The organism is Streptomyces typhae (assembly GCF_009755605.1).
Taxonomy (GTDB): Bacteria; Actinomycetota; Actinomycetes; order Streptomycetales; family Streptomycetaceae; genus Streptomyces; species Streptomyces typhae.
The window spans coordinates 179,960-206,910 of the sequence record NZ_WPNZ01000017.1; the positions used below are offsets into that span (position 1 = coordinate 179,960).

The 26,951-nt window shown below is 73.9% G+C and carries 2 protein-coding genes; both read left to right on the top strand.

All coding sequences use genetic code 11. The features are described from left to right. Positions 1-614: 614 nt before the first annotated feature. The gene (locus GPA10_RS28370) at positions 615-7,316 is read left to right on the top strand and encodes a non-ribosomal peptide synthetase (protein WP_157167966.1); all 6,702 of its coding nucleotides are present in this window, start codon (positions 615-617) and stop codon (positions 7,314-7,316) included. Then, positions 7,317-26,951: a non-ribosomal peptide synthase/polyketide synthase gene (locus GPA10_RS42825; protein ID WP_157167967.1), complete on the top strand. Its 19,635-nt coding sequence runs from the start codon at positions 7,317-7,319 to the stop codon at positions 26,949-26,951.

The window sequence follows — 26,951 nt, forward strand, 5'->3', positions numbered from 1 at the left end:
AAGGCGCATCGCGATCAGGGGGAGCAGTCAGCGAGTGGGCATCGGTGGGGGAGTGCAGCAATGGCATAAGGAGCAAGGGTCGGAGACGGTCCGCCGCGTGCCGTACGGCACGCGCAGACCTCCTGCCGCGACAGAACACGCCGTCGACTGAACAGGCCGTCGACAGAACACACGCCAAGTCCCGCGCGCCTGTGGGGCGGCCCTGCCGTGCAGGCGGCAGTGGACGGCACGGTGCTGACTGACGGACGGACGGATTGGCTGACGGGCTGACTGGCTGACGCACTGACTGACTGACCTGCCCGTGCTCGCTCTTGCGCGTTCCTGACCGGTTCCGCCGTCTTCCCGGTCTTCCCGGTTTTTGCGGCTGCCGGGCCGCCGGGCTGCCGGGCTGCCGGTCTTCCCTTCCCCTCGCCCGACCCCGGGGCCACTCCGGAGTCGGCCCCCGCCCTGCCGCCGACACGCGCCGGGCCGCGCCGGTGTGCCGCCACGGCGGCGCACGTGCGGGCCCGCACGTGCGCGGCGCGCGAACGCGCCCGTACGCACCCGTACGCCTTCACCTTCATGCGCACGCGTACGTCTCCCTCGTACACCCATGAACTTCCTGGAGTCCTCACATGACCGACCTGCGCGAGTCGTCGACGGCCGCTCAGCCGATCCCTCACGAGACCCTTCCGGCCCTCTTCGAGCGACAGGCGGCCGCGACGCCGGACGCGGTGGCCGTCCTGTCCTGTGAGGGGGAGGAGCTGACGTACCGGCAGCTGGACGAGCGAACCTCCCGGCTCGCCCGGCTGCTCGTCGCGCACGGCCCGGTCCGGGAGTCGATCGTCGCGGTGGCGCTGCGGAGGTCGCCGGAGTACGTCGTCGCCGTCCTGGCGATCCTGAAGGCAGGCGGCGTCTACCTGCCGATCGATCCCGAGTACCCCGTGGAACGCCTGGAGTTCATGCTGCGCGACGCCGCCCCCGCCGTCGTGGTGACCGACACCGGGTCCGGTGGCCGTCTGCCCCGGACCGGCGTACCGCGGATCGTCCTGGACGAGCAGGACACGGTCGACGCGCTGGCGGCGGTCCCGGACGAGGACCTGGCCACCGCGCCCGGCGGCACCGGCGATCCGGACCAACTCGCCCACGTGATCTACACCTCCGGCTCCACGGGCACCCCCAAGGGCGTGGGCGTCACTCACCGCGGCGTGGCCTCGCTGACCGTGGACCACCGCTTACGCGGCGACGCGTACGCCCGCGTGCTGCAACACGCCCCGCTCGCCTTCGACGCCTCCACCTTCGAACTGTGGGTGCCGCTGCTCTGCGGCGGCGCCGTGGTCGTGGCACGGCCGGGCCTGCTGGACGCGCCGGCCCTCGCCGCCGTGGTCACCGAGCACCGGGTCACCGCGGCATTCGTGTCCGCGGGTCTGTTCAAGGCGGTGGCCGAGGAGCAGCCGGAGTGCTTCCGCGGCGTCCGCACCCTGTGGACCGGCGGCGACGTGGTGTCCCCGGCAGCGGTGCGCCGGGTCCTGGACGCCTGCCCCGGGGTGACGGTCCACAACGTGTACGGGCCCACCGAGACCAGCGTGTTCGCCACCTGCCGCCCCGTGACCGACCCGCGCGAGGTGCCAGCACCGCTTCCGATCGGGCGCATGATGGACCACAGAAGCGGCCATGTCCTCGACGAGCGGCTGCGCCCGGTGGCACCCGGCGAGTCCGGTGAGCTGTATCTGACCGGCGCCGGGCTTGCCCGCGGCTACCTCGGCCGACGCGGGCTGACCGCGGAGCGCTTCGTGGCCGACCCGTTCGGTGCGCCCGGTGAGCGCATGTACCGCACCGGCGACGTCGTGGCGTGGACGCCGGACGGCGAGCTGGACTTCCGGGGGCGGGCCGACGGCCAAGTCAAGATCCGCGGTTTCCGCGTCGAGCCCGGTGAGATCGAGGCCGTCCTGGAGAAGCACCCCTCGGTGGCGCACGCGCTGGTGGTCCCGTACGAGGGGCAGACGGGCCGACACCGGCAACTGGTCGCGTACGTCGTACCGGCATCCACCGCCGCACGCCCGGCCCCGGCCGGGCAGGAGGACGGACGGACCGGACAGGGCACCACGGCCGGGCAGGAGGACGGAGCCACCTGCCAGGGCACCAAGGCCGGACGGGACCAGGGCAACGGGCCCGCGGGGACCGGCCACTTCGCTCTCGCCACCGGCTTCGCGGCGGTGGAGCTGCGGGCCTTCGCCGCGCGGGCGCTGCCGGAGTACCTGCTGCCCGCGGCGTTCACCGTCATCGACGAGCTGCCGCTGACTCCCAACGGAAAACTGGACCGGGCCGGCCTGCCGGAGCCGGACTTCCGCGGCGCGGCCTACCGCGCCCCCCGAACGGAGCGCGAGGAACAACTGGCCGGGCTGTTCGCCGAGGTCCTCGGCGTGGAGCGGGTCGGCGCCGACGACGACTTCTTCACCGTCGGCGGGGACAGCATCCAGTCCATCCAGCTGGCCACCCGCGCCCGCGCCCGCGGCCTGGTCCTCGGCGCGCAGCAGATCTTCGAGCACCGCACGGTGACCCGTCTCGCCGAGACCCTCACCGGCTCCCCGGCACGGCCGGCACCGGTCCTGGAGGAACTCCCGGGCGGCGGCGTGGGTTTCCTGCCGCACTTGCCGGTGACGCGCTGGGTGCGGGACTGGGGCCCCGGCTTCGCACGATTCCTGCAGGCCATGGTGCTCGACCTGCCCGCGGGCATCGACCAGGAGCAGCTCACGGCGACGCTCGGCGCGGTCGTCGACCGGCACGATCTGCTCCGGGCCCGCCTGGTGGAGGACGACGGTGGCGGTCTGCACGTGCCCCCTGCGGGCACGACCGACGTGGGCGGGCTCATCCGGCGCGTGGAGTGCGCGGGGGACTGGGAGTCGCAGAGCTGGCGCGCCGCACTCATGGGTGAAGTGGACGCCGCCGCGGGCCGACTGGACCCGGCCGCCGGTGTCGTGGCGCAGTTCGTGTGGTTCGACACCGGGCCCGAGCGGGGCGGACGGCTCTTGGTGGCACTGCACCACCTGGTCGTGGACGGTGTGTCCTGGCGCATCCTGATGCCGGACCTGGCCACCGCCTGGCGGCAGGTGCGTGCGGGACGGACCCCGCGGCTGCCGCCCGTGGGCACCTCGGTGCGGCGCTGGGCGCACGCCCTCGTGGAAGAGGCGGCACGCCCGCAGCGGGTGGCGGAGCTGGAGCTGTGGCGCTCCCTCGTCGACGGGCCCGACCCCGTGCTCGGCGCCCGGCGGCTGGATGCGCGGGCGGACACCGTCTCCACCCTCACCAAGACCCGCGTGACACTGCCGGTGGAGGTCACCGAGACACTGCTCACCACGCTGCCCGCCGCCTTCCGCGGCGGCGTGAACGACGGCCTGCTGGCCGCGCTCGCCGTGGCCGTCGCCCGCTGGCGGCGCGCCCGGGGAGTCGAGGAGGACTCCACCCTCATCCGCCTCGAAGGGCACGGACGTGAGGAGGCGGCGGCACCGGGCGCCGACCTGTCCCGCACGGTCGGCTGGTTCACCAGTGTCTTCCCGGTCCGGCTCGACGTGTCCGGAGCGGACCTGGAGGACGTGCTCACGGGCGGCGCTGCCGCGGGCAGGGTCGTCAAGGCCGTCAAGGAACAACTGCTCCGCGTCCCGGACAAGGGCATCGGCTACGGCCTCCTGCGCCACCTCAACCCCGAGACGTCGGACGCCCTCGCCGGGTACGGGACCGGGCAGGTCTCCTTCAACTACCTGGGGCGCTTCTCCGCCGCCTCCGACATGCCCGAGGAACTGCGCGGGCTCGGCTTCACCCAGGCCCCCGGCCTCGCCGACCTGGCCGAACTCGACGCGGGCCAGCACCCGGACATGGCCGCCCCCGCCGAGCTCGACATCAACGCGCACGTCACCGACACACCCGAAGGACCACGCCTGGGCGGTTCGTTCACCGCCCCGCGAGGGGTGCTGGACCCGGACGAGGTGCGGGAACTGGCCGAACTGTGGTGCCAGGCCCTGAAGGGCCTGGCCCGCCACGCCACCGGTCCGGACGCGGGCGGACTCACCCCCTCCGACGTGGCACTGCCCGCGGTGACCCAGGGCCACATCGAGGACTGGGAGCGGCGCCACCCCGGCCTGTCCGACGTGTGGCCCGCCTCCCCGCTCCAGTCCGGCCTGCTGTTCCACTCGAAGGTGGAGGCCGAGGCGGGCGGGACGTTCGACTCCTACCACGAGCAGTACGTGCTGCACCTGTCCGGCACGGTGGACCCCGCCCGGCTGCGCGTGGCGGCGCAGGCACTCCTGGACCGCCACCCCGTCCTGCGCACCGCGTTCGTACCAGGCCCCGACGGCGGCCTGGTCCAACTGGTCGTCGACGGCGTGCGGCTGCCCTGGACGCACCTCGACCTGAGCGGTCTGGACGACGGCGAACGCGAGCGCGCCCACGAGAGGTTCCTGACCGACGACCTCGCCGCGCACTTCGACCCGGCCACCCCGCCGATGCTGCGCCTCGCCCAGCTCACGACGGCGGCCGGGCACCACGAACTGGTCCTGACCGTGCACCACGTGCTGCTGGACGGCTGGTCGCTGCCCCTGCTCATCCAGGACCTGTTGTTCCTGTACGCCGCCGACGGCGACGCCTCCGGCCTGCCGCGGGCCCGCAGCTACCGGGAGTACCTGACCTGGCTGGGGAAGCAGGACACACGGGACTCCGTGCGCGCCTGGGCCCGGGAGCTGGACGGCGTCACCGAACCGACGCTCCTCGCCCCGCAGGCTCTCGACATCCCCGCCTCCGGCATCGGCCAGGCGGACGTGCCCCTGACGCCCGCCCGGGCCCGGGACCTCGCGCGGCGCGCGGGCGATGTGGGGGTCACCCTGAACACCCTGATCCAGGGCGCCTGGGGCGTCCTGCTCGGCGGCATGACCGGCCGGCAGGACGTGGTGTTCTCCGCGACCGTGTCGGGGCGTCCGCCCGCCCTGCCCGGCGTGGACGAGACGGTGGGCATGTTCCTCAACACCGTGCCCGTACGGGTCCGGTGCGCCCCGGGCCGGCCCTTCGCGCACCTCCTGACCGACCTCCAGCAGGCGCAGGCCGCCCTGATGGACCACCACCACGTCGGCCTCACCGAGATCCAGCGCGCCACGGGCCTGGCACCGCTGTTCGACACCATGATCGCCTTCGAGTCCTTCCCGCTCGACCGGGCGGGCATCGGGGAGGCGAGCGCGGCGGCCGGGTTCTCCGTCGCCGGCATGCGCACGTTCACCGCCAGCCACTATCCGGTGACCCTCTTCGTCTATCCCGACGGCCCGCACCCGCGCCTGACCCTGCAGTACCAGCGGCACGCCTTCGCGCCGCAGGAGGCCACGGCGCTCGCCGCCCGCTTCGGCCGCGTCCTGACCGGGCTGACCGCGGACGTGGACCAACCGGTGGGAGGCGTCGACCTGCTCCTGCCGGGCGAACACGCCGCGCCGTCCTGCGAGGCGCACGACACCGTCACCCCGGAGCCCGGGACGACGCTGGTGGAGACATGGAGGCGGCAGGTGGCCCGCACACCGCAGGCCACGGCAGTCGTCTGCGGCGACCAGGCCCTGACCTATGGGGAACTGGACGCCAGGGTGCGGGCACTCGCCGCGGAGCTGACCGCGCGCGGGGCCCGCCCGGAAAGCGTGGTGGGCCTCGCCCTGCCCCGCTCGGCGGACCTCGTCACCGGGATGCTGGCCATCCTCACCGCCGGCGCCGCATACCTGCCCATCGACCCGGCCTACCCGGGCAAACGCCTCGACCTCATCCTCGGCCAGGCACGTCCGGTGCTGATCGTCACCGACACCGCGACGTCCGGGGCCCTGCCGCAGCCGGACATCCCCCGCCTGTGCGTCGACGACCCCGGCCCGGCGACCGCGGCGGACAGGACCCCGCCAAAGGAGACCGCGCGCGCCGCGACACCCCTCCCGGAGCACCTCGCGTACGTGATGTACACCTCCGGGTCCACCGGCACCCCCAAGGGCGTCATGATCACGCACGCCGGAGTGGTCAACGGCATCACCCAGCTCGCCCGCCGCGTGGGCATCGACGCGCACACCCACGTGCTGGCGGGCACGTCGGTCAACTTCGACGTGTCGGTCTTCGAGATCCTCACCACCCTCTCCCAGGGCGGCCGCGTGGAGGTGGTGCGCGACGCCCTGGTCCTCGCCGAGCGGGAGACCCTGGCCGCCGACGTCATCAGCACGGTCCCCTCCGTCTTCGCCGAACTCGGCGACCGGATGGGCGCCATCACCGGACTCAAGACCGCGGTGTTCGCGGGCGAGGCGTTGCCCGCCGCCCTCGTGGACCGGATCCGTCAGACGCTGCCCTGGGTCCGCGTGATCAACGCCTACGGCCAGAGCGAGTCCTTCTACGCCACCACCTTCACCGCCGACGAGGGCTGGCGGACCGCGGACGGCGCCAGCGCCCCGATCGGCACCCCGATAGGGAACATGCGCGCCCACGTCCTCGGCCCCGGCCTCACCCCGCTGCCCCCGGGAACGGTCGGTGAGCTGTACGTCGCCGGAATCGTCGGACGCGGCTACCACCGGCGTCCCGCACTGACCGCCGACCGCTTCGTCGCCGACCCGTACGGCCCGCCGGGCAGCCGCATGTACCGCACCGGCGACCTGGCCCGCTGGAACGCCGAGGGACAGCTCGAGTACGCCGGCCGCGCCGACGACCAGGTCAAGATCCGTGGGGTGCGGGTCGAACCCGCCGAGGTCGAAGCGGTCCTCGCCGGCCACCCGGAGGTGGCCCAGGCCGTGGTCGTCGCCCGCGACAGCACCGTGGGCCCCGGCAAGCGACTGATCGGCTACGTGGTGCCCCGGGCCGCTGCCGCGGACGGCGGCGACCGGTCCGCAGCCGCACGGACCGCCGCCCTCGCCGACGAGATACGCGACCACCTCCACGAGCGGCTGCCCGCCCACATGGTGCCCGCCGCCGTCGTGCCCCTCACCGCCCTCCCCCTGACCCCCAACGGCAAGCTGGACAGGAAGGCCCTGCCGGCCCCCGGCGTCACCGCAAGCGCCGCCCACCGGGCGCCGCGCACCCCGCAGGAAGCACGCCTGTGCGACCTGTTCGCCGACGTCCTCGGCATGGCGCGCGTCGGCGTCGACGACAACTTCTTCGAGCTGGGCGGCCACTCACTGCTCGCCGTCAACCTGGTCGGCCGGATCCGCGACGCGTTCGGCGTCGACGTGCCCATCAGCGCGGTGCTCGGCGCCCGCGACGTGGCGGACCTCGCCCGCACCCTGAAGAACGCCTCAGCCACCAAGCGGCCCGCACTGCGCCGGATGAACAGGAGCGCCAAGTAAATGATCCCTCTGTCCTACGCGCAGCGCCGCCTGTGGTTCATCGACCGCTTCGAGGGGCCGTCGGCGACGTACAACCTGCCCTTCGTCATCCAGCTCACCGGCGCACTGGACACCCGGGCACTGGCCTCGGCCGTGCGGGACGTGGTCGCACGCCACGAGAGCCTGCGCACCCTGATCGTGGAGAGCCCCGACGGCGTACCCGAACAGCGCATCGTCCCGAAGGAGGAGATGTGCCTGGAGGTCCCGCTCGTCGAGGTGGCCCCCGACGACGCCGCCGCGGCCGTGTCCACCGCCGCCGGCCACGTGTTCACCCTCGCCGAGGACATCCCCGTACGGGCCACCCTGTTCCGCACCGGGCCCCGTGAGCACCGGCTGCTGTTCCTGGCCCACCACATCGCCACCGACGGCGAGTCCATGGGCCCGCTCGTCCGCGACCTCACCGCCGCCTACACCGCCCGCGTCACGGGCGGCCGGCCCGACTGGCCCGAACTGCCCGTCCAGTACGCGGACTACACGATGTGGCAGCGGGAGCTCCTGGGCGAGGAGGACGACCCCGACAGCGTCCTGGCCACCCAACTGTCCCACTGGCGCGACGAACTGGCCGGCGCCCCGCAGCCGTTGCGCCTGCCCACCGACCGCCCCCGGCCGCCGGTGGCAGGACACCACGGGGACACCGTCGAGTTCACCGTCGACGCGGAGCTGTTCGCCGAGGCCGAACAGCTCGCCCGGCACACGAGGGCGACCCTGCCGATGGTCTTCCAGACGGCCCTCGCGGCGCTCCTGCAGCAGTTGGGCGCGGGCGAGGACATCTCGATCGGCTCCACCGTCGCCGGACGCATGGACAACCAGCTCAACGACCTCGTGGGCTTCTTCGTCAACACCTGGGTGCTGCGCACCGACCTGTCCGGCACCCCCACCTTCACGGACCTCATCGCCCAGGTCAGCCAGAAGGCCATGGCCGCCTACGACCAGCAGGACGCCCCCTTCGAGCGCCTGGTGGAGGCACTCAACCCCGAGCGGTCCACGGCGTACCACTCGCTGTTCCAGACGATGTTCACCTGGGAGAACCACCGCTCGGTCGCCGTGCGGCTGCCGGGCGGCGTCACGGGCACCTGCACGGGCCTGCCCACGGCGACGGCCAAGTTCGACCTGGAGTTCAGCTTCTTCGCGGACCCCGCGGAGCCGGGCCTGACCATCACGCTGGAGTACGCCACGGACCTGTTCGACCGGTCCACCGCCGAGAACATCGCCGCGCGCTACGAGCGGCTCGTGCGCCAACTGGTGCGGGACCCGTCGCTGCCGGTGGCGCTGGCCGACGTCCTCGCGCCCGCGGAGCGCGAGCTGATGCTGCACGGCCGCAACGACACGCGGGAGCCGGCCCCCGACCTCACCGTGGCCCGGCTCGTCGAGCGCCAGGCCGCGTCGACGCCCGACGCGGTCGCGGTCGTCCACGACGACACCGAGCTGACGTACGCGGAGCTGGACGCGCGGGCCGACCGTATCGCCCGGCGACTCGCCGGGCGCGGTGCGGGCCCGGGAACCGTCGTCGGCCTGGCCCTGCCGCGGACCGAGGACCTCGTGGCCGGCATGCTCGGCATCCTCAAGGCCGGGGCGGCCTACCTGCCGATCGACCCCAAGTACCCCGGCACACGCCTCGACCACATCCTCCGCGACGCGCGCCCGGCACTGGTCCTGACGGACGCGGAGACGGCGCCGGTGCTGCCCGCGACGGACGTGCCCACGCTGTTCGTGGGCGACGCAGCCCAGAACGACACGGACACCGCGGACACCGAGCCGGCCCCGGCACGACCCGCCGACGCCGCGTACGTGATGTACACCTCCGGGTCCACCGGCACCCCCAAGGGCGTGACCATCACCCACCGCGACGTGGTCAACGGCGTGCTCCGGCTCGCCGACGTCGTCGGCATCGGCGCGGGGACGCGGACCCTGGCCGGCACCTCGGTCAACTTCGACGTGTCGGTCTTCGAGACGATCACCACACTCGCCGCCGGCGGCACCCTCGAAGTGGTCCGCGACGTCCTGGTCATCGGTGAGCGCGGCGGCTGGACCGGCGGCGTCCTCAGCACGGTCCCCTCGGTCTTCGCCGAACTCCTCGACCAGGCGGGCGGGAAGATCGACGCGGACGCGGTGGTGTTCGCCGGAGAGGCCCTGCCCGCCTCCCTCGTGCGACGGGTCCGCGAACTCATGCCCGGCACCCGGATCGTCAACTGCTACGGCCAGACCGAGTCGTTCTACGCCACCGCCTTCGCGGCCACCGAGTGGACCGGCACGGCCGGCGCCCCCATCGGCAGGCCCCTGGGCAACATGCGCACCTACGTCCTCGGCCCGGGCCTGCGGCCGGTGGCGCCCGGCGTGGTGGGAGAGCTGTACGTCGCCGGAAACGTGGCGCGCGGCTACCACGGGCGCCCCGCGCTGACCGCGGAACGCTTCGTCGCCGAACCCTTCGGACCCGCGGGCTCCCGGATGTACCGCACCGGCGACCTCGCCCGCTGGACCCCCGACGGCCAACTGGAGTACGTGGGCCGTGACGACGCGCAGGTCAAGGTGCGCGGATTCCGCATCGAGCCCGGCGAGGTGGAGGCGGCGCTGACCGCCCACCCGGGCGTGGCGCAGGCCGCCGTGGTGGTGCGCACGGACCGCGGCAGCACCCGCCTGGTCGGCTACGTGGTGCCGCAGGGCGGTACCGGGGGCCTGGGCGACGTGGACAACCTGGGCGATCTGGACCTGGACCTGACGGCCCTGCTCTCGGTGCGGGACCTGCGCCGCTTCGTCTCCGGCAGACTGCCGGAGTTCATGGTGCCCTCGGTGTTCGTGATGCTGGACCGGCTGCCGCTGGCGCCGAACGGCAAGCTGGACCACAAGGCGCTGCCCGAACCGGAGTTCACCGGCGGCACCTACCGCGCCCCGGGCACCCCGCAGCAAGAGGTGCTCGCCGCCGTGTACGCCGAGGTCCTGGGCCTGGACCGGGTCGGCGTCGACGACGACTTCTTCGCCATCGGCGGCGACAGCATCCGCTCCATCCAGGTCGTCTCGCGGGCCCGCGCCCAGGGCGTCGAGGTCACCCCGCGGCAGATCTTCGAGTGCCGCACGGTGGCGGAGCTGGCCGAGGCCGCCGCGAGCGGCCCGACGGGACCGGTCCTCGAGGAGTGGGAGGGCGGCGGCGCCGGCTTCGTACCGCTCCTGCCCAACGGGCACTACCTGCGCGACCTCGGCCCCGCGAGCCGCCGGTTCACCATGTCGATGGTCGTGGACCTGCCCGCCGGTATCGACGAGGACGGCCTCGTGGCCGTGCTCGGCGCGGTCTTCGACCGCCACGACGCCCTGCGCTCACGTCTCGTCGTCGGGGAGCGGACCGGTCTCGAAGTGGCGGAGCCGGGCGCGGTGGACGTCGTCACGCTGCTGCGCCGCGTCGTCGCCACCGACGGCGTCCGGGGGCAGGCGTGGCGGGCCCGGGCCGCCGCCGAACTCGACGCCGCCGCGGGCGAACTCGACCCCGAGCGCGGGGTGATGGCCCGGTTCGTGTGGTTCGACGCGGGCGCGGAAACGGCCGGACGCCTGATCATCCTCCTGCACCACTGGGTGGTCGACGGCGTGTCCTGGCGCATCCTGCTGCCCGACCTCGCCGAGGCGTGGCAGCACGTGCGCGAGGGCCGCACGCCGCGGCTCGCACCGGTCGCCACCTCGCTGCGGCGCTGGGCGCACGCCCTGGAACAGGAGGCGACCCACGCGCGGCGCACGGCCGAACTCGCCCTGTGGGAGGACATCGTCGCCGGGCCCGACCCCGCACTCGGCGCGCGCCCCTTCGACCCGGCCGTCGACGTGCAGGCCACGGTCGAACACGTCTCCCTCGACCTGCCGGCGTCCGTCACCCGGCCGCTCCTGACGACCCTCCCGGCCGCCTACCGGGGCGGAGTCAACGACGGTCTGCTCACCGCGCTCGCCCTGGCCATGGCGCGGTGGCGCGCGGCACGCGGTGAGGCGGAACCCTCGCTGCTGCTGCGCCTGGAGGGCCACGGCCGCGAGGAGGACGTGGTGCCGGGCGCGGACCTGTCCCGTACGGTCGGCTGGTTCACCAGCATGTACCCCGTCCGCCTCGACGTGTCCGGGGTGGACCTCGACGAGGCGCTCGCCGGCGGCCCCGCCGCGTCGGACGCGGTCAAGGCCGTCAAGGAACAGCTCCTCGCCGTCCCGGACAAGGGCCTCGGCTACGGCATGCTGCGCCACCTCGACCCCGGGACGGCCGAAATCCTGGCGCGGTACGGCGACGGGCAGGTCGCCTTCAACTACCTGGGCCACTACGCGGGCGCCACGGCCGTGCCCGAGCACCTGCGCGGCGCGGGCTTCACCCAGGCGGACGGCACCACGGAACTGCTCGCCGGCCTGGACGCGGACATGCCCGCCCTCGCGTCGGTGAGCGTGACCGCCTACGTCACCGACACCCCCGACGGGCCCCGGCTGGCCGGCCGCCTGGACTACCCCACCGGACTGCTGTCCCGCGCGGACGTGGAGGAGCTGGCCGCCCTGTGGCGCACGGCGCTCAAGGGCCTGGCCCGGCACGCCGTCTCGGCGGACGCGGGCGGTCTGACGCCGTCCGACGTGCCCCTGGTGCCCGTCGGCCAGGCCGAGCTCGACACCTGGCAGGAGCGCTGCCCCGGCCTGGTGGACGTATGGCCGCCGACCGCCATGCAGGAAGGTCTGCTCTTCCACGCCGAGATGGCCGGAGCGTCCTTCGACGTCTACCAGATGCAGCTCACCCTCCACCTGTCCGGACACCTCGACCCGGCCCGGCTGCGCGCGGCCGGCCAGGCCCTCCTGGACCGGCACGCCGGCCTGCGCACCGCCTTCGTCAGAGGTGACGACGGCCGGTACGTCCGGCTCGTCCAGGAGAACGTCGCCCTGCCCTGGACCGGCCACGACCTCAGTGGCCTCGGCGAGACCGACCGCGAGCGCGAACGCGCCGCGCTCCTGGCAAAGGACCACCTCACCCACTTCGACCCGGCCCGGGCGCCGCTGCTGCGCATGTCCCTGATCGAGCTGGGCGACCACCGCTTCGACCTGGTGGTCACCGCCCACCACGTCCTCTTCGACGGCTGGTCCCTGCCCCTGCTCATCCAGGACCTGCTGCACCTGTACGCCACGGCCGGCGACGCGACGGCCCTCGGCCGGGCGCGCGACCACCGTGACTTCCTCACCTGGCTCTCCCGCGTCGACCAGGACGCGGCGTCCGCCGCCTGGTCCCGGGAACTGGCCGGGATCGACCAGCCGACACTCCTGGTGCCGGACCCGGCCGGCGCCGAGGCCGAGACCGCGGACGTCGCGCTGGCCGACGTGCCGCTCTCCGCGGCGGCCCGCTCGCTCGCCCGGCGTGCCGCGGAGCTGGGCGTGACACTGAACACCCTGGTGCAGGGCGCCTGGTCCGTCGTCCTCGCCGGGCTGACCGGGCGTCAGGACGTCGTGTTCGGCACCACCGTCTCCGGGCGCCCGCCCCAGGTGGACGGCGCCGACGAGATGGTGGGCCTGTTCATCAACACCCTTCCCGTACGGGTGACCTGCGCCCCGGCCGCCACCCTGCGCGAACTCGTCACCGGGCTCCAGGAGCGCCAGAACGCCCTGCTCGACCACCATCACCACGGTCTGGCCGACATCCAGCAGGCCGTCGGCCTGCCGGCCCTGTTCGACACCCTCGTCGTCCACGAGTCCTTCCCCGTCGACGGGGCGGGCCTCAGCGGCGCCGCCGCCACCGCCGGGATCGAGCTGACCGGGATCAGCCCGCAGAACGGCGCCCACTACCCACTGGTGGTGACGGCGCTCGCGGAACCGCATCTGAAGGTGGGCCTGGAGTACCGGCCGCACGTGTTCGAGCGCACCCAGGTGACCAGGATCGCGGCCCGGTTCGCGCACGTCCTCGACCTCCTGGCGAGCGCCCCGGACACACCGGTGGCCGCCGTGGACCTGCTCGCGGACGACGAGCGTGAACAGATCCTGGGCACGTGGAACGACACGGCCGTCGCGGCGGACCGGCCTACCGTTTTCGAGGTGTTCGCGCAGCAGGCGGCCAGGACACCGCACGCCGTGGCGGTGGTGGACGGCGAACGGCAGATGACCTACGCCGAGCTGCACGAGCGCGCGGCCCGGCTGGCGCACCTGCTCACCGCGCGGGGCGTGGGCCGCGAGTCGATGGTGGCTCTCGCGCTGCCGCGCTCGCCGCAGCAGGTCACCGCCGTCCTCGCCATCCTCGCGGCGGGCGGCGTCCACCTGCCGCTCGACGCGTCCTACCCGCCCGAGCGGCTGGCCTTCATGCTCCGGGACAGCGCGCCGGTCCTGCTCGTGACCGACTCCGACACCGCCGCCCGGCTGCCGCAGAGCCCCTGCCCCCGCCTGGTCCTCGACGCCCCGGACACGGCCGCGGACCTCGCCACCGCCACCCCGGCGCCCCGCACGCCCGCCACCCACCGCGACGCGCTCGCCTACGTGATGTACACCTCCGGATCCACCGGCACTCCCAAGGGTGTCGGCGTCACCCACCGCGGCGTGGTGGGCCTGGCCCTGGACCGCCGCTTCGCGGGCGACGCCCACGAGCGCGTCCTGCTGCACTCCAACCAGGCCTTCGACGCCTCCACCTACGAGTTGTGGATCCCGCTGCTCAGGGGCGGGACCGTCGTCGTCGCCCCGCCCGGCCGCCTGGACGCCACCGGTCTCGCCCGGATCGTCGCCGAGCGGAAGGTGACCGCGCTCCTCGTCGCCGCCGGACTGTTCAAGGTGATCGCCGAGGAGACACCCGAGGCGTTCACCGGCGTGCGCGAGGTGTGGTCCGGCGGCGACGTGATGGCCCCGACGGCGGTCGAACGCGTCCTCTCCGCCTGCCCCGGCACCGCGGTGGTCAACGCCTACGGGCCCACCGAAGCCACCATGGCCGCCACCACCCACCGGCTGACCGGGCCCGGCGAGACCGGCGCCGTCGTGCCCGTCGGACAGCCGATGGACAACACCCGCGCCTACGTCCTGGACGGGGCGCTGCGGCCGGTGCCGGCGGGTGCGCCGGGCGAGCTGTATCTGGCGGGGGAGGGGCTGGCCCGCGGTTACGTGGGCCGGGCTGCTCTGACCGCCGAGCGTTTTGTGGCCTGTCCGTACGGGGCGCCGGGTGAGCGCATGTACCGTACCGGGGACGTCGTCGCCTGGAGCGGGGAGGGGCGTCTCGTCTTCCGCGGGCGGGCCGACACCCAGGTCAAGATCCGCGGGTTCCGTATCGAGCCCGCCGAGGTCGAGGCCGCGCTCGCCGAACACCCCGACGTCGCCCAGGCCGTGATCACCGTCGCCGAGGACACCGCGGGCGAGCGCCGCCTCTTCGGCTACGTCGTCCCCCTCCCGTCGGCCCTCACGGACGACGGCCTGGCCCTCAGCGTACGGAGCCGGCTGCGGGACCGGCTGCCCGCGCACCTGGTGCCCGCCTCCGTCACCGTCATCCCCAAGATCCCGCTCACCGCCAACGGCAAACTGGACCACAAGGCGCTGCCCGCACCCGACTTCGCCGCCCGAACCACGAGCCGCGCCCCGCGCACACCGCGCGAGCGACTGCTGTGCGCGCTGTTCGCCGAGGTCCTCGGCCTGGAACGGGTGGGCGTCGACGACAACTTCTTCGACCTGGGCGGCCACTCCCTGCTGGCCACCAGGCTCATCAGCCGCATCCGCACCGCCCTCGACACCGAAGTCGAGCTGCGCGCCCTCTTCGACCACCCGACCGTCGCCGGCCTCGCCCCCCGCCTCGACGGCACGACACCCACCCGCACGCCCGTCGTGCGCCTCACAGACACAGAGCGGCCCGAGCGGCTCCCGCTCTCCTACGCCCAGCAGCGCCTGTGGTTCCTGGACCGCCTGGACGGCCCCTCGGCCACCTACAACATGCCGCTCGTCCTGCACCTGACGGGCGACCTGGACGCCGCCGCCCTCCACAAGGCCCTGCACGACCTGCTCGTCCGCCACGAACCACTGCGCACCGTCTTCCCGGAGGGCCCCGGAGGCACCCCGTACCAGCACGTCCTGGACCCCGCGCGGGCACAGGTCACCCTCACCGAGCAGCGGGCCGACGGCGCCGACGCACTGGCCCGTGCCGTCGCGGAGACCGTCCGCCACACCTTCGACCTGTCCACCGACATCCCCCTCCGCGCCCGGCTGCTGCGCGCGGGCCCCACCGACGCGGTCCTCGTCCTGCTGCTCCACCACATCGCCGCGGACGGGTTCTCCCTGGCCCCGCTCACCCGGGACCTGGGAGCCGCCTACGCGGCCCGCGCCGAAGGCTCCGCCCCCGCCTGGCAGCCCCTGCCGGTGAGCTACGCCGACTACACCCTGTGGCACCACCGGCTCCTCGGGGACGCCGACGACACCGGCAGCCTCTTCAGCCGTCAGTACGACTACTGGCGCGACCAGCTCGCGCACCTCCCGCAGAGCGTCACCCTGCCCGCCGACCGCCCCCGCCCGGCCGTGCTCGACCACAGCGGCGACCTCCTCACGTTCACCCTGGACGCCGAACTGCACCGCGGGATCCTTCAGCTGGCACGGTCCGCGGGCGCCACACCCTTCATGGTGCTGCACGCCGCCATGGCCGCCCTGCTGACCCGGCTCGGCGCGGGCGAGGACATCCCCCTCGGCAGCGGCATCGCGGGCCGCCCCGACGACAGCCTCCAAGACCTCGTCGGCATGTTCGTCAACCTCCAGGTGATCCGCACGGACACCTCCGGCGACCCGACCTTCGCGGAACTGCTCGGCCGGGTACGCGAGACCAGCCTGTCGGCCCTCGCCCACCAGGACATCCCCTTCGACGCCCTGGTGGAGAAGCTCAACCCGGAGCGCTCCAGCTCCCACCACCCGCTGTTCCAGATCAGCCTGGTCCTCCAGAACGACGGGCGCGCCGACTTCGACCTGCCCGGCCTGCGGGTCCGCGTCGAAGGCGCGCCCACCGGCACCGCGCGCTGCGACCTCGTACTGAGCTTCGACGAGTCGTACGAGAACGGCATGACACCCGCGGGCATCGAGGTCTCCGCCGAGTACTCCACCGAACTGTTCGACGCCGCAACCGTCGAGACCGCCCTCGGGCGCCTGCGGCAGCTCCTCACCGCGGCGGTCGCCGACCCCGGCCGGCGCATCAGCAGGACCGGCCTCCTCACCGCCGCCGAACACGAGCGGCTGCTCACCGCACACGCACACGACGAACCGACCGTCGACGCGACGACGTTCCCCGCGCTGTTCCAGGCGCGGGTACGGGCGACGCCGCAGTCCCCGGCCGTGGAGACGGCCCACCACGCATGGACGTACGCGCAGCTGAACGCGCGGGCCAACCGCGTCGCCCACTGGCTGGGCGCCCGGGGCATCGGCCCGGAACAGCCGGTGGCCGTGGCCCTGCCGCGCGGCACTGACCAGGTCGCCGTCGCCCTGGGCGTGCTGAAGGCCGGCGCGGCCTACCTGCCGGTCGACCTCGACTACCCCGCCGACCGCGTCACGTACATGATCACCGACGCCGCCCCCGCGGTGCTCCTGACCACCCGGGCGGCGGCCGGCGACCTGCCCGCGGACCTGCCCGCCGACATCGTCGCCATCGACGCGCCGGAGGTCGCCGAGGCCTGGCACGAGGCCCCCGACACCGACCCCGCCGTGCCGCTGCGCCCGGCCCACCCGGCCTACGTCATCTACACGTCGGGCTCCACCGGCCGCCCCAAGGGGGTCGCCGTCACGCACACCGGGCTGGCCGCGCTGAGCGCGACCCATGTGACGCGCCTCGCCGTCACCGAGGACTCCCGGGTCCTGCAGAGCGCGTCCCCGAGCTTCGACGCCGCCTTCTGGGAACTGGTGATGGCCCTGACCACCGGCGCCACCCTGGTCGTGCCGTCGCAGGCGCGCCCGGTGGCCGGCGAGCTGGCCCGGGCACTGGCCGAGCACCGTGTCACGCACGCCACCATCCCGCCCAGCGTCCTCGGCACGCTGCCCGACGACGCGCCGCCCACCCTGCCCGGGCTGCGCGTCCTCGCCGTCGCGGGCGAGGCCTGCCCGCCGGCGCTGGCCGCGCGCTGGGCGCCGGGGCGCACCCTCGTCAACGCCTACGGCCCCACCGAGACCACGGTCTGCGCGTCCGCGAGTGCCCCGCTCACCGGGGACCGGGTCCCCATCGGCACGGCCGTCACCGACACCCGGCTGCTGGTCCTGGACAACCGCCTGGCCCCGGTGCCGCCGGGAGCCCCCGGCGAACTGTACGTCGCGGGCCCCGGACTGGCGCGCGGCTACCTGGGCCGCACCGACCTGACCGCGGCCCGCTTCACCGCCGACCCCTACGGCCCGCCCGGCACCCGCATGTACCGCACCGGAGACGTGGTGCGCGAGGGCGCCGACGGCCAGTTGGAGTACCTGGGCCGCAGCGACGACCAGGTCAAGGTGCGCGGCCTGCGCATCGAACCGGGCGAGATCGAGGCCGTGCTCGGCGAGCACCACGGGGTGGCCCGGGCCGCCGTGACCGTCCGCGACAACAGGGGAGCGGCCCAACTGGTCGGCTACGTCGTCCCCACCGGCACCGGCACGGACGCCGACATCGACCTGGCGGCCGGAGTCTCGGCCAAGGACCTGCGCGCGTTCGCCGCCCGCCGCCTGCCCGACTTCATGGTGCCGTCGGCCTTCGTCCTCCTCCAGGCCCTGCCGCTCACCCCCAACGGCAAGCTGGACAAGACCGCGCTGCCCGAGCCGGAGACCTCCGCTGACGCCTACCGCGCCCCGCAGACCGAGGCCGAGCAGGCCCTTGCTGCCGCGTACGCGGAGGTCCTCGGTGTGGAACAGGTCGGCGTCGACGACGACTTCTTCGCCGTCGGCGGCGACTCCATCCGCTCCATCCAGGTCGTCTCACAGGCCCGCACGCGGGGCGTCGAGGTCACCCCCCGGCAGATCTTCGAGTGCCGCACGGTGGCCCGCCTCGCCGAAGCCGTCACGAGCGGCACACCGGCGGAGCCGGTCCTCGCGGAGCCGGCGGGCGGCGGTGTGGGCTTCGCGCCCCTGCTGCCCGTCGCCCGCCACATCACCGCGCTGGGCGGCGGCCACGACCGGTTCGCCATGACCATGATGGTCGACCTGCCCGTCGGCATCGACGAGCAGGGGCTGGCGGCGACCCTGGCGGCGGTCGTGGACCACCACGACGTCCTGCGCTCGCGCCTGGTGCCCGGCGAGCAGCCGGGCCTGGAGGTGGCCGCGCCGGCCACGGTCGACGTGGCGGCCCTCATCCGCCGCGTGCCCTGCGCGGGCACCTGGCAGGAGGACACCTGGCGGCGCAGCGCCACCGCCGCGCTCGACGCGGCCACCGGCGAACTGGACCCCGCAGCCGGGGACATGGCCCGCTTCGTGTGGTACGACGCCGGACCGAAGACCGCCGGACGCCTCGTCATCGTCCTGCACCACCTGGTCGTGGACGGTGTGTCCTGGCGCATCCTGCTGCCCGACCTCGCCCGCGCCTGGGCACACCTCCGCCAGGGCCGGGCCCCCGAACTCGCCCCCGTCGGCACCTCCGCACGCCAATGGGCCCACGCCCTGACCGAGGAGGCGGCACGCCCGGAACGGATCGCGGAACTGGAACTGTGGCGCGCGGTGGTCGAAGGACCGGACCCGCTGCTCGGCTCCCGCCCCCTCGACCCGGCCGTGGACGTGCGCGCGACCATGGACACGGTCGAGCTGCGGCTGCCCGCGGACGTGACCGGGACACTCCTGACAGCGGTCCCCGCCGCCTTCCACGGCGGCGTCGACGACGGACTGCTCACCGCGCTGGCGCTGGCCGTGACGCGATGGCGCACGACACGCGGCGTGACGCAGGCCTCCCTGCTGTTGCGCCTGGAGGGCCACGGCCGTGAGGAGGGCGTGGTCCCGGGCGCGGACCTGTCCCGTACGGTCGGCTGGTTCACCAGCATGTACCCCGTCCGCCTCGACGTCACCGGCTGCGACCTGGACGAGGCCCTCGCCGGCGGCGCAGCGGCGGGCGACGCCGTCAAGGCCGTCAAGGAACAACTGCTCGCCCTACCGGACAAGGGCATCGGCTACGGCCTGCTGCGCCACCTCAACCCCCAGACCGCGCCGGTCCTCGGTGCGCACGAGGCCGGGCAGGTCACCTTCAACTACCTGGGCCGGTTCACCGCGCAGGACGAGCCGGACCAGCCGGGCGCCGGTTTCACGCCCGTCACCGGCGGCGAGGACCTCACCGCCGGCCTCGACGCCGACATGCCGGCCCTCGGCACGCTGGAGGTCAACTCCTACGTCGTGGACGGCCCGCACGGCCCGCGGCTGACGGCCGAGTTCGGCTTCCCCGCCGGGCTGCTCACGCGCGAGGAGGTCACGGAACTGGTCACACTGTGGCGGACCGCCCTGGAGGGCCTGGTCCGGCACGTGGCCGAGCCCGGCGCGGGCGGCCTCACACCGTCGGACGTCCCTCTGGCCGACGTCACCCAGAGCGACCTCAAGAACTGGGAGGAGCGCCACCCGGGCCTCGCGGACGTGTGGCCGCTCACCCCGGCACAGTCCGGGATCCTCTTCCACAGCATGCTGGCGGACACCTCCTTCGACGCCTACCACATGCAGTTCGTGCTCCACCTGTCCGGTGCCGTGGAGCCGGAGCGCATGCGCAGCGCCGCCCAGGGCCTCCTCGACCGCTACGCCAACCTGCGCACCGCCTTCGTCACCTCCTCCGCGGGTGAGCAGGTGCAACTGGTGCTCGACCACGTCGACCTGCCGTGGCGCCTCGTGGACCTGCGCTCCGTGCCCGACGCGGACCGGGACGAGCAGGTCGGGCGACTCGCCGCCGATGACGCCTCGCGCCACTTCGATCCGGCCCTCGCGCCGCTGTTGCGGATGACGCTGGTCCTGACGGGCGAGAAGCGCGCGGAGCTGATCCTCGCCGCCCACCATGCCCTGATGGACGGCTGGTCGCTGCCGCTGCTCCTGCGCGACCTGATGCGGGGCTACGCCGCGGGCGGCGACCTGTCCGCGCTGCCGCGGATCCGGCCGTACCGCGACTTCCTTTCCTGGCGCGCGCGGCAGGACCCCGGGGCCTCGGCCCGCGCCTGGGCGAAGGAGCTCGACGGCCTGACGGAGCCCACGCTCCTGGCCCCCGCCGCCACCGAACAGAGCGCGCCGGGGGAGGTCGAGGTCCCGCTCGACACCACGACCGCACAGGACCTCGCCCGCCGGGCAGGCGAGCTGGGGGTCACCGTCAACACCCTGCTCCAGGGCGCCTGGGGTGTCCTGCTCGGCCGGCTGACCGGACGTCAGGACGTGGTGTTCGGCGCCGTCGTCTCCGGGCGGCCCCCGCACGTGACGGGCGCCGACGAGATGGTGGGCCTGTTCATCAACACCCTGCCGGTACGGATGCGCCTGAGCGCGCGGGGCACGCTCGCGGACGTCCTGGGCGCGCTCCAGGAACGCCAGGCCGCGCTCCTGGACCACCACCAGCACAGCCTCAGCGAGATCCAGGAGGCCACCGGCCTGGGCAACCTCTTCGACACGGTCGTCGCCTTCGAGTCGTACCCGATCGACCGCGACGGCATGGCGGAGGCCCACGCACAGGCGGGCGTCACCATCACGGGCCTGCGCCCGCAGAGCGGCACCCACTACCCGGTCACCGTGTTCGGCGTGGCCGAGCCGCGGCTGCGCGTGGCCCTGCAATACCAGGGCGACCTGTTCACCGTCGAGGAGGCCGAACGCCTCGCCGCCCGCCTGGCGCGCGTCCTCACCCACCTGGCCGCCGACCCGCACGCCCCGCTGTCCGCACTCGACCTCCTGGACGAGGGCGAACACAGCCTGCTGCGGCGGCACTTCCACGCCACCGCCGCCGAGGTGCCCCGCCAGAGTCTCGTCAGCCTCTTCGAGGCACAGGCCGCCCGCACCCCCAAGGCCACCGCCGTCGTCCACGAGGGCGAGCGGCTGACGTACGGCGAACTGAACGAGCGCGCCAACCGCCTCGCCCGCCACCTCGTCGCAAGGGGCATCGGCCCCGACACCCTGGTCGCCGTCGTCCTGCCCCGCACACCCCGCCTGGTGGCCGCGACACTGGCGGTCCTCAAGACCGGCGCCGCCTACGTTCCCCTCGACCCGGGCCACCCCTCGGCCCGCCGGCGGCACGTCCTGGCCACCGCGGACCCGCACCTGATCCTCACGGACGGCGCGACCGCCGCGGCGCTGCCGCCGGACACCACCGGCACGTGCCTGCTGCTCGACAGCACGGACGTGTCGGTCCACGCCGCCGGCGACCTCGACGACAGCGAACGCACCCGCCCGCTGTTCCCCGACGACCTGGCCTACCAGATCTTCACCTCCGGCTCCACGGGCGTGCCCAAGGGCGTGGGCATCACCCACGCCACCGTCGTCAACGACCTGCACAGCCTCGTGCGCCGGGTCGAGATCGAGCCCGGCCGACGCGTCCTTGCCGGCACCTCGGTCGGGTTCGACGTGGCGGTCTTCGAGTGGTTCGGCGCCCTGACCACCGGCGCCGCCATCGAGATCGTGCGGGACGTGCTCGCCCTCGCCGACCGCGACGACTGGGACCTCGACGTGATCAGCACGGTGCCCTCCGCGTTCGCCGAACTCCTCGACCACCTCCGTGCCGTCACCAGCCTGAAGACCGTCGTCTTCGCCGGAGAGGCACTGCCCGCGGCCCTCGTCCACCGCATCCGCGAGACACTGCCGGACGTACGGATCGTCAACGCCTACGGCCAGAGCGAGTCCTTCTACGCCACCACCTGCACCGCCGGCCAGGGCAGGCAGGACACCGCGAGCACCCCCATCGGCACCCCCCTCGGCAACGTGCGCACCCACGTCCTGGACCCCGGGCTGCACCCCGTACCCCCCGGCGTGGTGGGGGAGCTGTACGTCGCGGGCCACATCGGACGCGGCTACCACCGGCGCCCGGACCTGACCGCCGAACGCTTCGTCGCCGACCCCTGGGGACCGCCCGGCGCGCGCATGTACCGCACCGGGGACCTGGCGCGCTGGAGCGAGGACGGCCAACTGGAGTACGCGGGCCGCACCGACACCCAGATCAAGATCCGCGGTGTCCGCGTCGAGCCCGCCGAGGTCGAGTCCGCCCTCGTCGCACATCCACAAGTGTCCCAGGCCGCCGTGGTCGCCCGCGGCAGCGCGGGCAGCGCCCACCTGCTGGTCGCCTACGTCGTCCCCGCCGCCGGCGGCGACACACCGACCGCCGCCGACCTGCGGACCCACGCGGCCGGACACCTGCCCGCCGCCATGGTGCCCACGGCGTTCGTCACGCTCGACCGGCTCCCGCTCTCGCCGAACGGCAAGCTGGACCACCGGGCACTCCCGGAGCCGGACCTGGCGGCGGGCGTCGGCCACCGGGCGCCGCGCACCCCCCGACAGGAGGCTCTGGCGGTCCTGTTCGCCGAGGTGCTCGGCGTAGAGAGGGTCGGTGTCGACGACAACTTCTTCGACCTGGGCGGGCACTCCCTCCTGGCCACCCGCCTGGTCGGACGCGTCCGCTCGGCCCTGGGCGCCGAACTGCCCATCCGGGCCGTCTTCGCCGCCCCCACGGTCGCAGGCCTTGCGGCCCGGCTCGACGGCGGCACGCGGGTCAGGCCGCCGCTGGAGCGGGCGGCACCGCGACCGGAGCGGGTACCCCTGTCCTTCGCCCAGCAGCGCCTGTGGTTCCTCCACAAGTACGAGGGGCCCTCCGCCACGTACAACCTGCCGCTCCCGCTGCGGCTGCGGGGCGAGCTGGACACCGGCACGCTCACCGCGGCCGTGCGCGACGTGGTCGCCCGCCACGAGAGCCTGCGCACGGTCTTCGCCGAGGACGACAGCGGCACACCCTGCCAGCAGACGGTGCCCGCCGCTCAGGTGCGGCTGGACGTGCCGGTCGTGGACGTGGCGGACGAGGAAGTGGGGGACTCGGTCGCCGAGTTCGCCGGGTACCGCTTCGACCTGGGCAACGAGATACCCGTCAGGGCCAAGATCCTGCGGATCGCCGAGCAGGACCACGTCCTGGTGCTGATGCCGCACCACATCGCCTGCGACGGCGCGTCCATGGCCCCGCTGGTCCGGGACCTGAGCACGGCCTACGCCGCCCGCGTCACGGGCACCGCACCCGCCTGGCCCCCGCTGCCCGCCCAGTACGCCGACTACACCCTGTGGCAGCGCCACCTTCTGGGCGCCGAGGACGACCCGGACAGCCTGCTCGCGGCCCAGTGCGGCTACTGGCGCGCGGAACTCGACGGCGTACCGCAGCCCCTGCCCCTGCCCACCGACCGGGCACGTCCGCAGGTGACGGGCCATCACGGCGACGCGGTGGAACTGCCTGCGCTGCCGCCCGCCGTGTGGACACGGGTCGAACGGCTGGCCCGGGAGCGCGGCGCGACCGCCTCGATCGTCCTTCAGGCCGCCCTCGCGGTCCTCCTGCACGGCCTGAGCGGCGAGGACGACCTCACCATCGGTTCCCCCATCGCCAACCGCACCGACGACAACCTCACCGACATGGTCGGCTTCTTCGTCAACACCTGGGTGCTGCGCGCCCGCCTCGGCGGTGACCTCACCTTCGCCGGACTGGTCGACCAGGTCCGTACGAAGTCCCTCGCGGCGTACGACCATCAGGACGTGCCCTTCGAGCGCCTGGTGGAGATCCTCAGGCCGCAGCGGTCGACGGCGTACTCGCCGCTGTTCCAAGTGGCGTTCGCCTGGCAGAACTACGCCCCCTCGGACCTCGGCCTGCCCGGCCTGCGGGCCGAGGTGGTGGAGACCCACAACCGCACCACCAAGTTCACGCTCTCCTTCAACCTGGCCGAACTGCCCGGGCGGGGTGTGGCCGGCGCGCTGGAGTACGCCACCGACCTGTTCGACCGGTCCACGGCCCACGCGATCGCCGACCGCTACGTGCGCCTGATCGAACACCTGGCCGCCGAGCCGCACACCCACCTGGGCCGCTTCGACCTGCTGGAGCCGGGTGAGCGCGAGCGGATCCTCGAGGAGTGGAACGACACGGCCCTACCGAGGGCCGCCCGGAGCGTCCCCGAACTGTTCGCGGAGCAGGCGGCCCGGACACCGGACGCCCTCGCGGTGGTGGACGGCACACGCCGGCTCACCTACCGAGAGCTGGCCGAGCGGGCCGATCGTCTGGCGCGGGTCCTCACCGGACACGGCGTGGGCCGGGAGTCGGTCGTCGGCTACGCCCTGCCCCGCTCCCTGGAGCAGGTCACCGCCGTCCTGGCCGTCCTGAAGGCGGGCGGCACCTATCTGCCCCTCGACCCGGACCACCCGGCCGAGCGGCTCGCCTTCATGCTCCAGGACAGCGCGCCCACGCTGGTGCTGACCGACTCCGCCACCGCCGACCGGCTCCCGCCGGGCGACGTTCCCCACCTCGTCCTGGACGCCGCCGAGACGCTCGCGGAGACCGCCGGCGGCACCCGGGCGCCTGCGGGCGACGCGGATCAGCGCATGGCGTCCGCGGGCCACGCGGATCGGCACACCGCGTCCGCGGGCCACGCGGATCACCTCGCGTACATCATGTACACCTCGGGCTCCACCGGTACGCCCAAGGGTGTCGGGGTCACGCACCGGGCCGTGGCGGGCCTGGCCCTGGACCGCCGCTTCGCGGGCGACGCCCACGAGCGCGTGCTGCTGCACTCCAACCAGGCCTTCGACGCCTCCACCTACGAGCTGTGGACCCCGCTGCTCAGGGGCGGCACCGTCGTGCTGGCACCCCCCGGGCTGCTGGACGCCGAGGCGCTGTCCCGGCTGATCGCGGCGGAGCGGGTGAGCGCGGCCTTTGTGACGATCGGCCTGTTCAAGGTCATCGCCGAGACGCGGCCGGAGTGCTTCGCGGGCCTGCGCCAGGTGTGGACGGGCGGCGACGTGGTGCCGCCCGCCGTCGTCCGGCGGGTCCTGAACGCCTGCCCGGATCTCCAGGTCGTCGACGTCTACGGGCCCACCGAGACCACGACCTTCGCCACCAGCCACCCCGTCCCCCGCGACGGGGACCTGCCCGAACGGCTCCCGATCGGACAGCCGATGGACAACACGCGCGCCTACGTCCTGGACGGGGCGCTGCGGCCGGTGCCGGCGGCTGTGCCCGGTGAGCTGTATCTGGCGGGGGAGGGGCTGGCCCGCGGTTACGTGGGCCGGGCTGCTCTGACCGCCGAGCGTTTTGTGGCCTGTCCGTACGGGGCGCCGGGTGAGCGCATGTACCGTACCGGGGACGTCGTCGCCTGGAGCGGGGAGGGGCGTCTCGTCTTCCGCGGGCGGGCCGACACCCAGGTCAAGATCCGCGGGTTCCGTATCGAGCCCGCCGAGGTCGAGGCCGCGCTCGCCGAACACCCCGACGTCGCCCAGGCCGTGATCACCGTCGCAGGCGACGCCACGGACATCGCAGGCAGGCACCTGGTGGCCTACGTCGTGCCGGTGGACGCCACCGCTGCCGCACCAGCAGCGGAGCCGGTGGAGCCAGCGGGAACGACGGGAACGACGGGAACGGCCGAACTGGACGCCGCGCTGCGCGACTTCGCCGCGGGGCGCCTGCCCGCGTACATGGTGCCCTCCGTGTTCGTCCCCATCGAGCGGCTGCCGCTCACCCCCAACGGGAAGGTCGACCACAGGGCGCTGCCGCGGCCCGAACACCCCGCCGGCGCGGACGCCCACCAGGCGCCGCGCACCGTGCAGGAAGAAGTCCTGGCACGCCTGTTCGCCCAGATCCTGGGCGTCGAGCGGGTGGGCGTCGACGACAACTTCTTCGACCTGGGCGGCCACTCCCTCGGAGCCACCCGCCTGGTCGGGCACCTCCGCAGAATGCTCCACGTGGACGTACCGGTGCGCATGGTCTTCGAGACCCCGACCGTCGCGGCGCTGGCGGCCCGGTTGGGCGCCGGTGCCGATCCGGCCGGTCCCACCGACCCGTTCGGTGTGGTCATGCCCCTGAAGGGGGGAGGTGCCAAGCCGCCGGTGTGGTTCCTGCCTCCCGGCAGCGGCCTGGCGTGGTCCTACCTGGGCATGGCCAGGCACTTGGGCGACCGGCCGGTGTACGGGATCCAGGCGCGCGGCTTCGACGGCTCCCCGGTGCCGGAGAGCTTCGAGGCCATGGTTGTCGACTACGCGGAACAGATCCTCGCCGTCCAGCCGGAGGGGCCCTTCCAGATGATCGGGCACTCGCTGGGCGGCCCCCTCGCCCACGCGGTGGCCGCCGAACTCCAGGCGCGCGGGCACGAGGTGCCGGTGGTCGTGATCCTCGACGCGGTCCCGAGCGACTGGTTCGCGCAACACCGGGAAGCGGTGCGGCTCGACCGCTCCCAGGCACGCGAGTTCCTCGACAGCCATCTCCCGGGCGCCGAGGACAGCGAGGACCGCCGGTCCATCATCGAGAACGGCTCGGCCCTGATGGTCCGGCACGTGCAGATGGTGGGGGAGTTCAGCCAGCCCACGTACCGCGGCACCGTACTGTTCTTCAGGGCCACGCGAAGCACCGGCCCGCAGGCCGGGCTGTGGGCCCCCCACGTCCAGGGCGATGTGCACGCGTACGACATCGACGCGACGCACTACGGTCTCACCGAGCCGGAACCCGCGGCGGAGATCTGCGCCGTCGTGAACCGCCACCTGTGCGACTGA

Bases quoted from the DNA above. Each gene is read 5' to 3' on its own strand.
- GPA10_RS42825 (WP_157167967.1), top strand. From the start codon at position 7,317: ATGATCCCTCTGTCCTACGCGCAGCGCCGCCTGTGGTTCATCGACCGC.
- GPA10_RS28370 (WP_157167966.1), top strand. From the start codon at position 615: ATGACCGACCTGCGCGAGTCGTCGACGGCCGCTCAGCCGATCCCTCAC.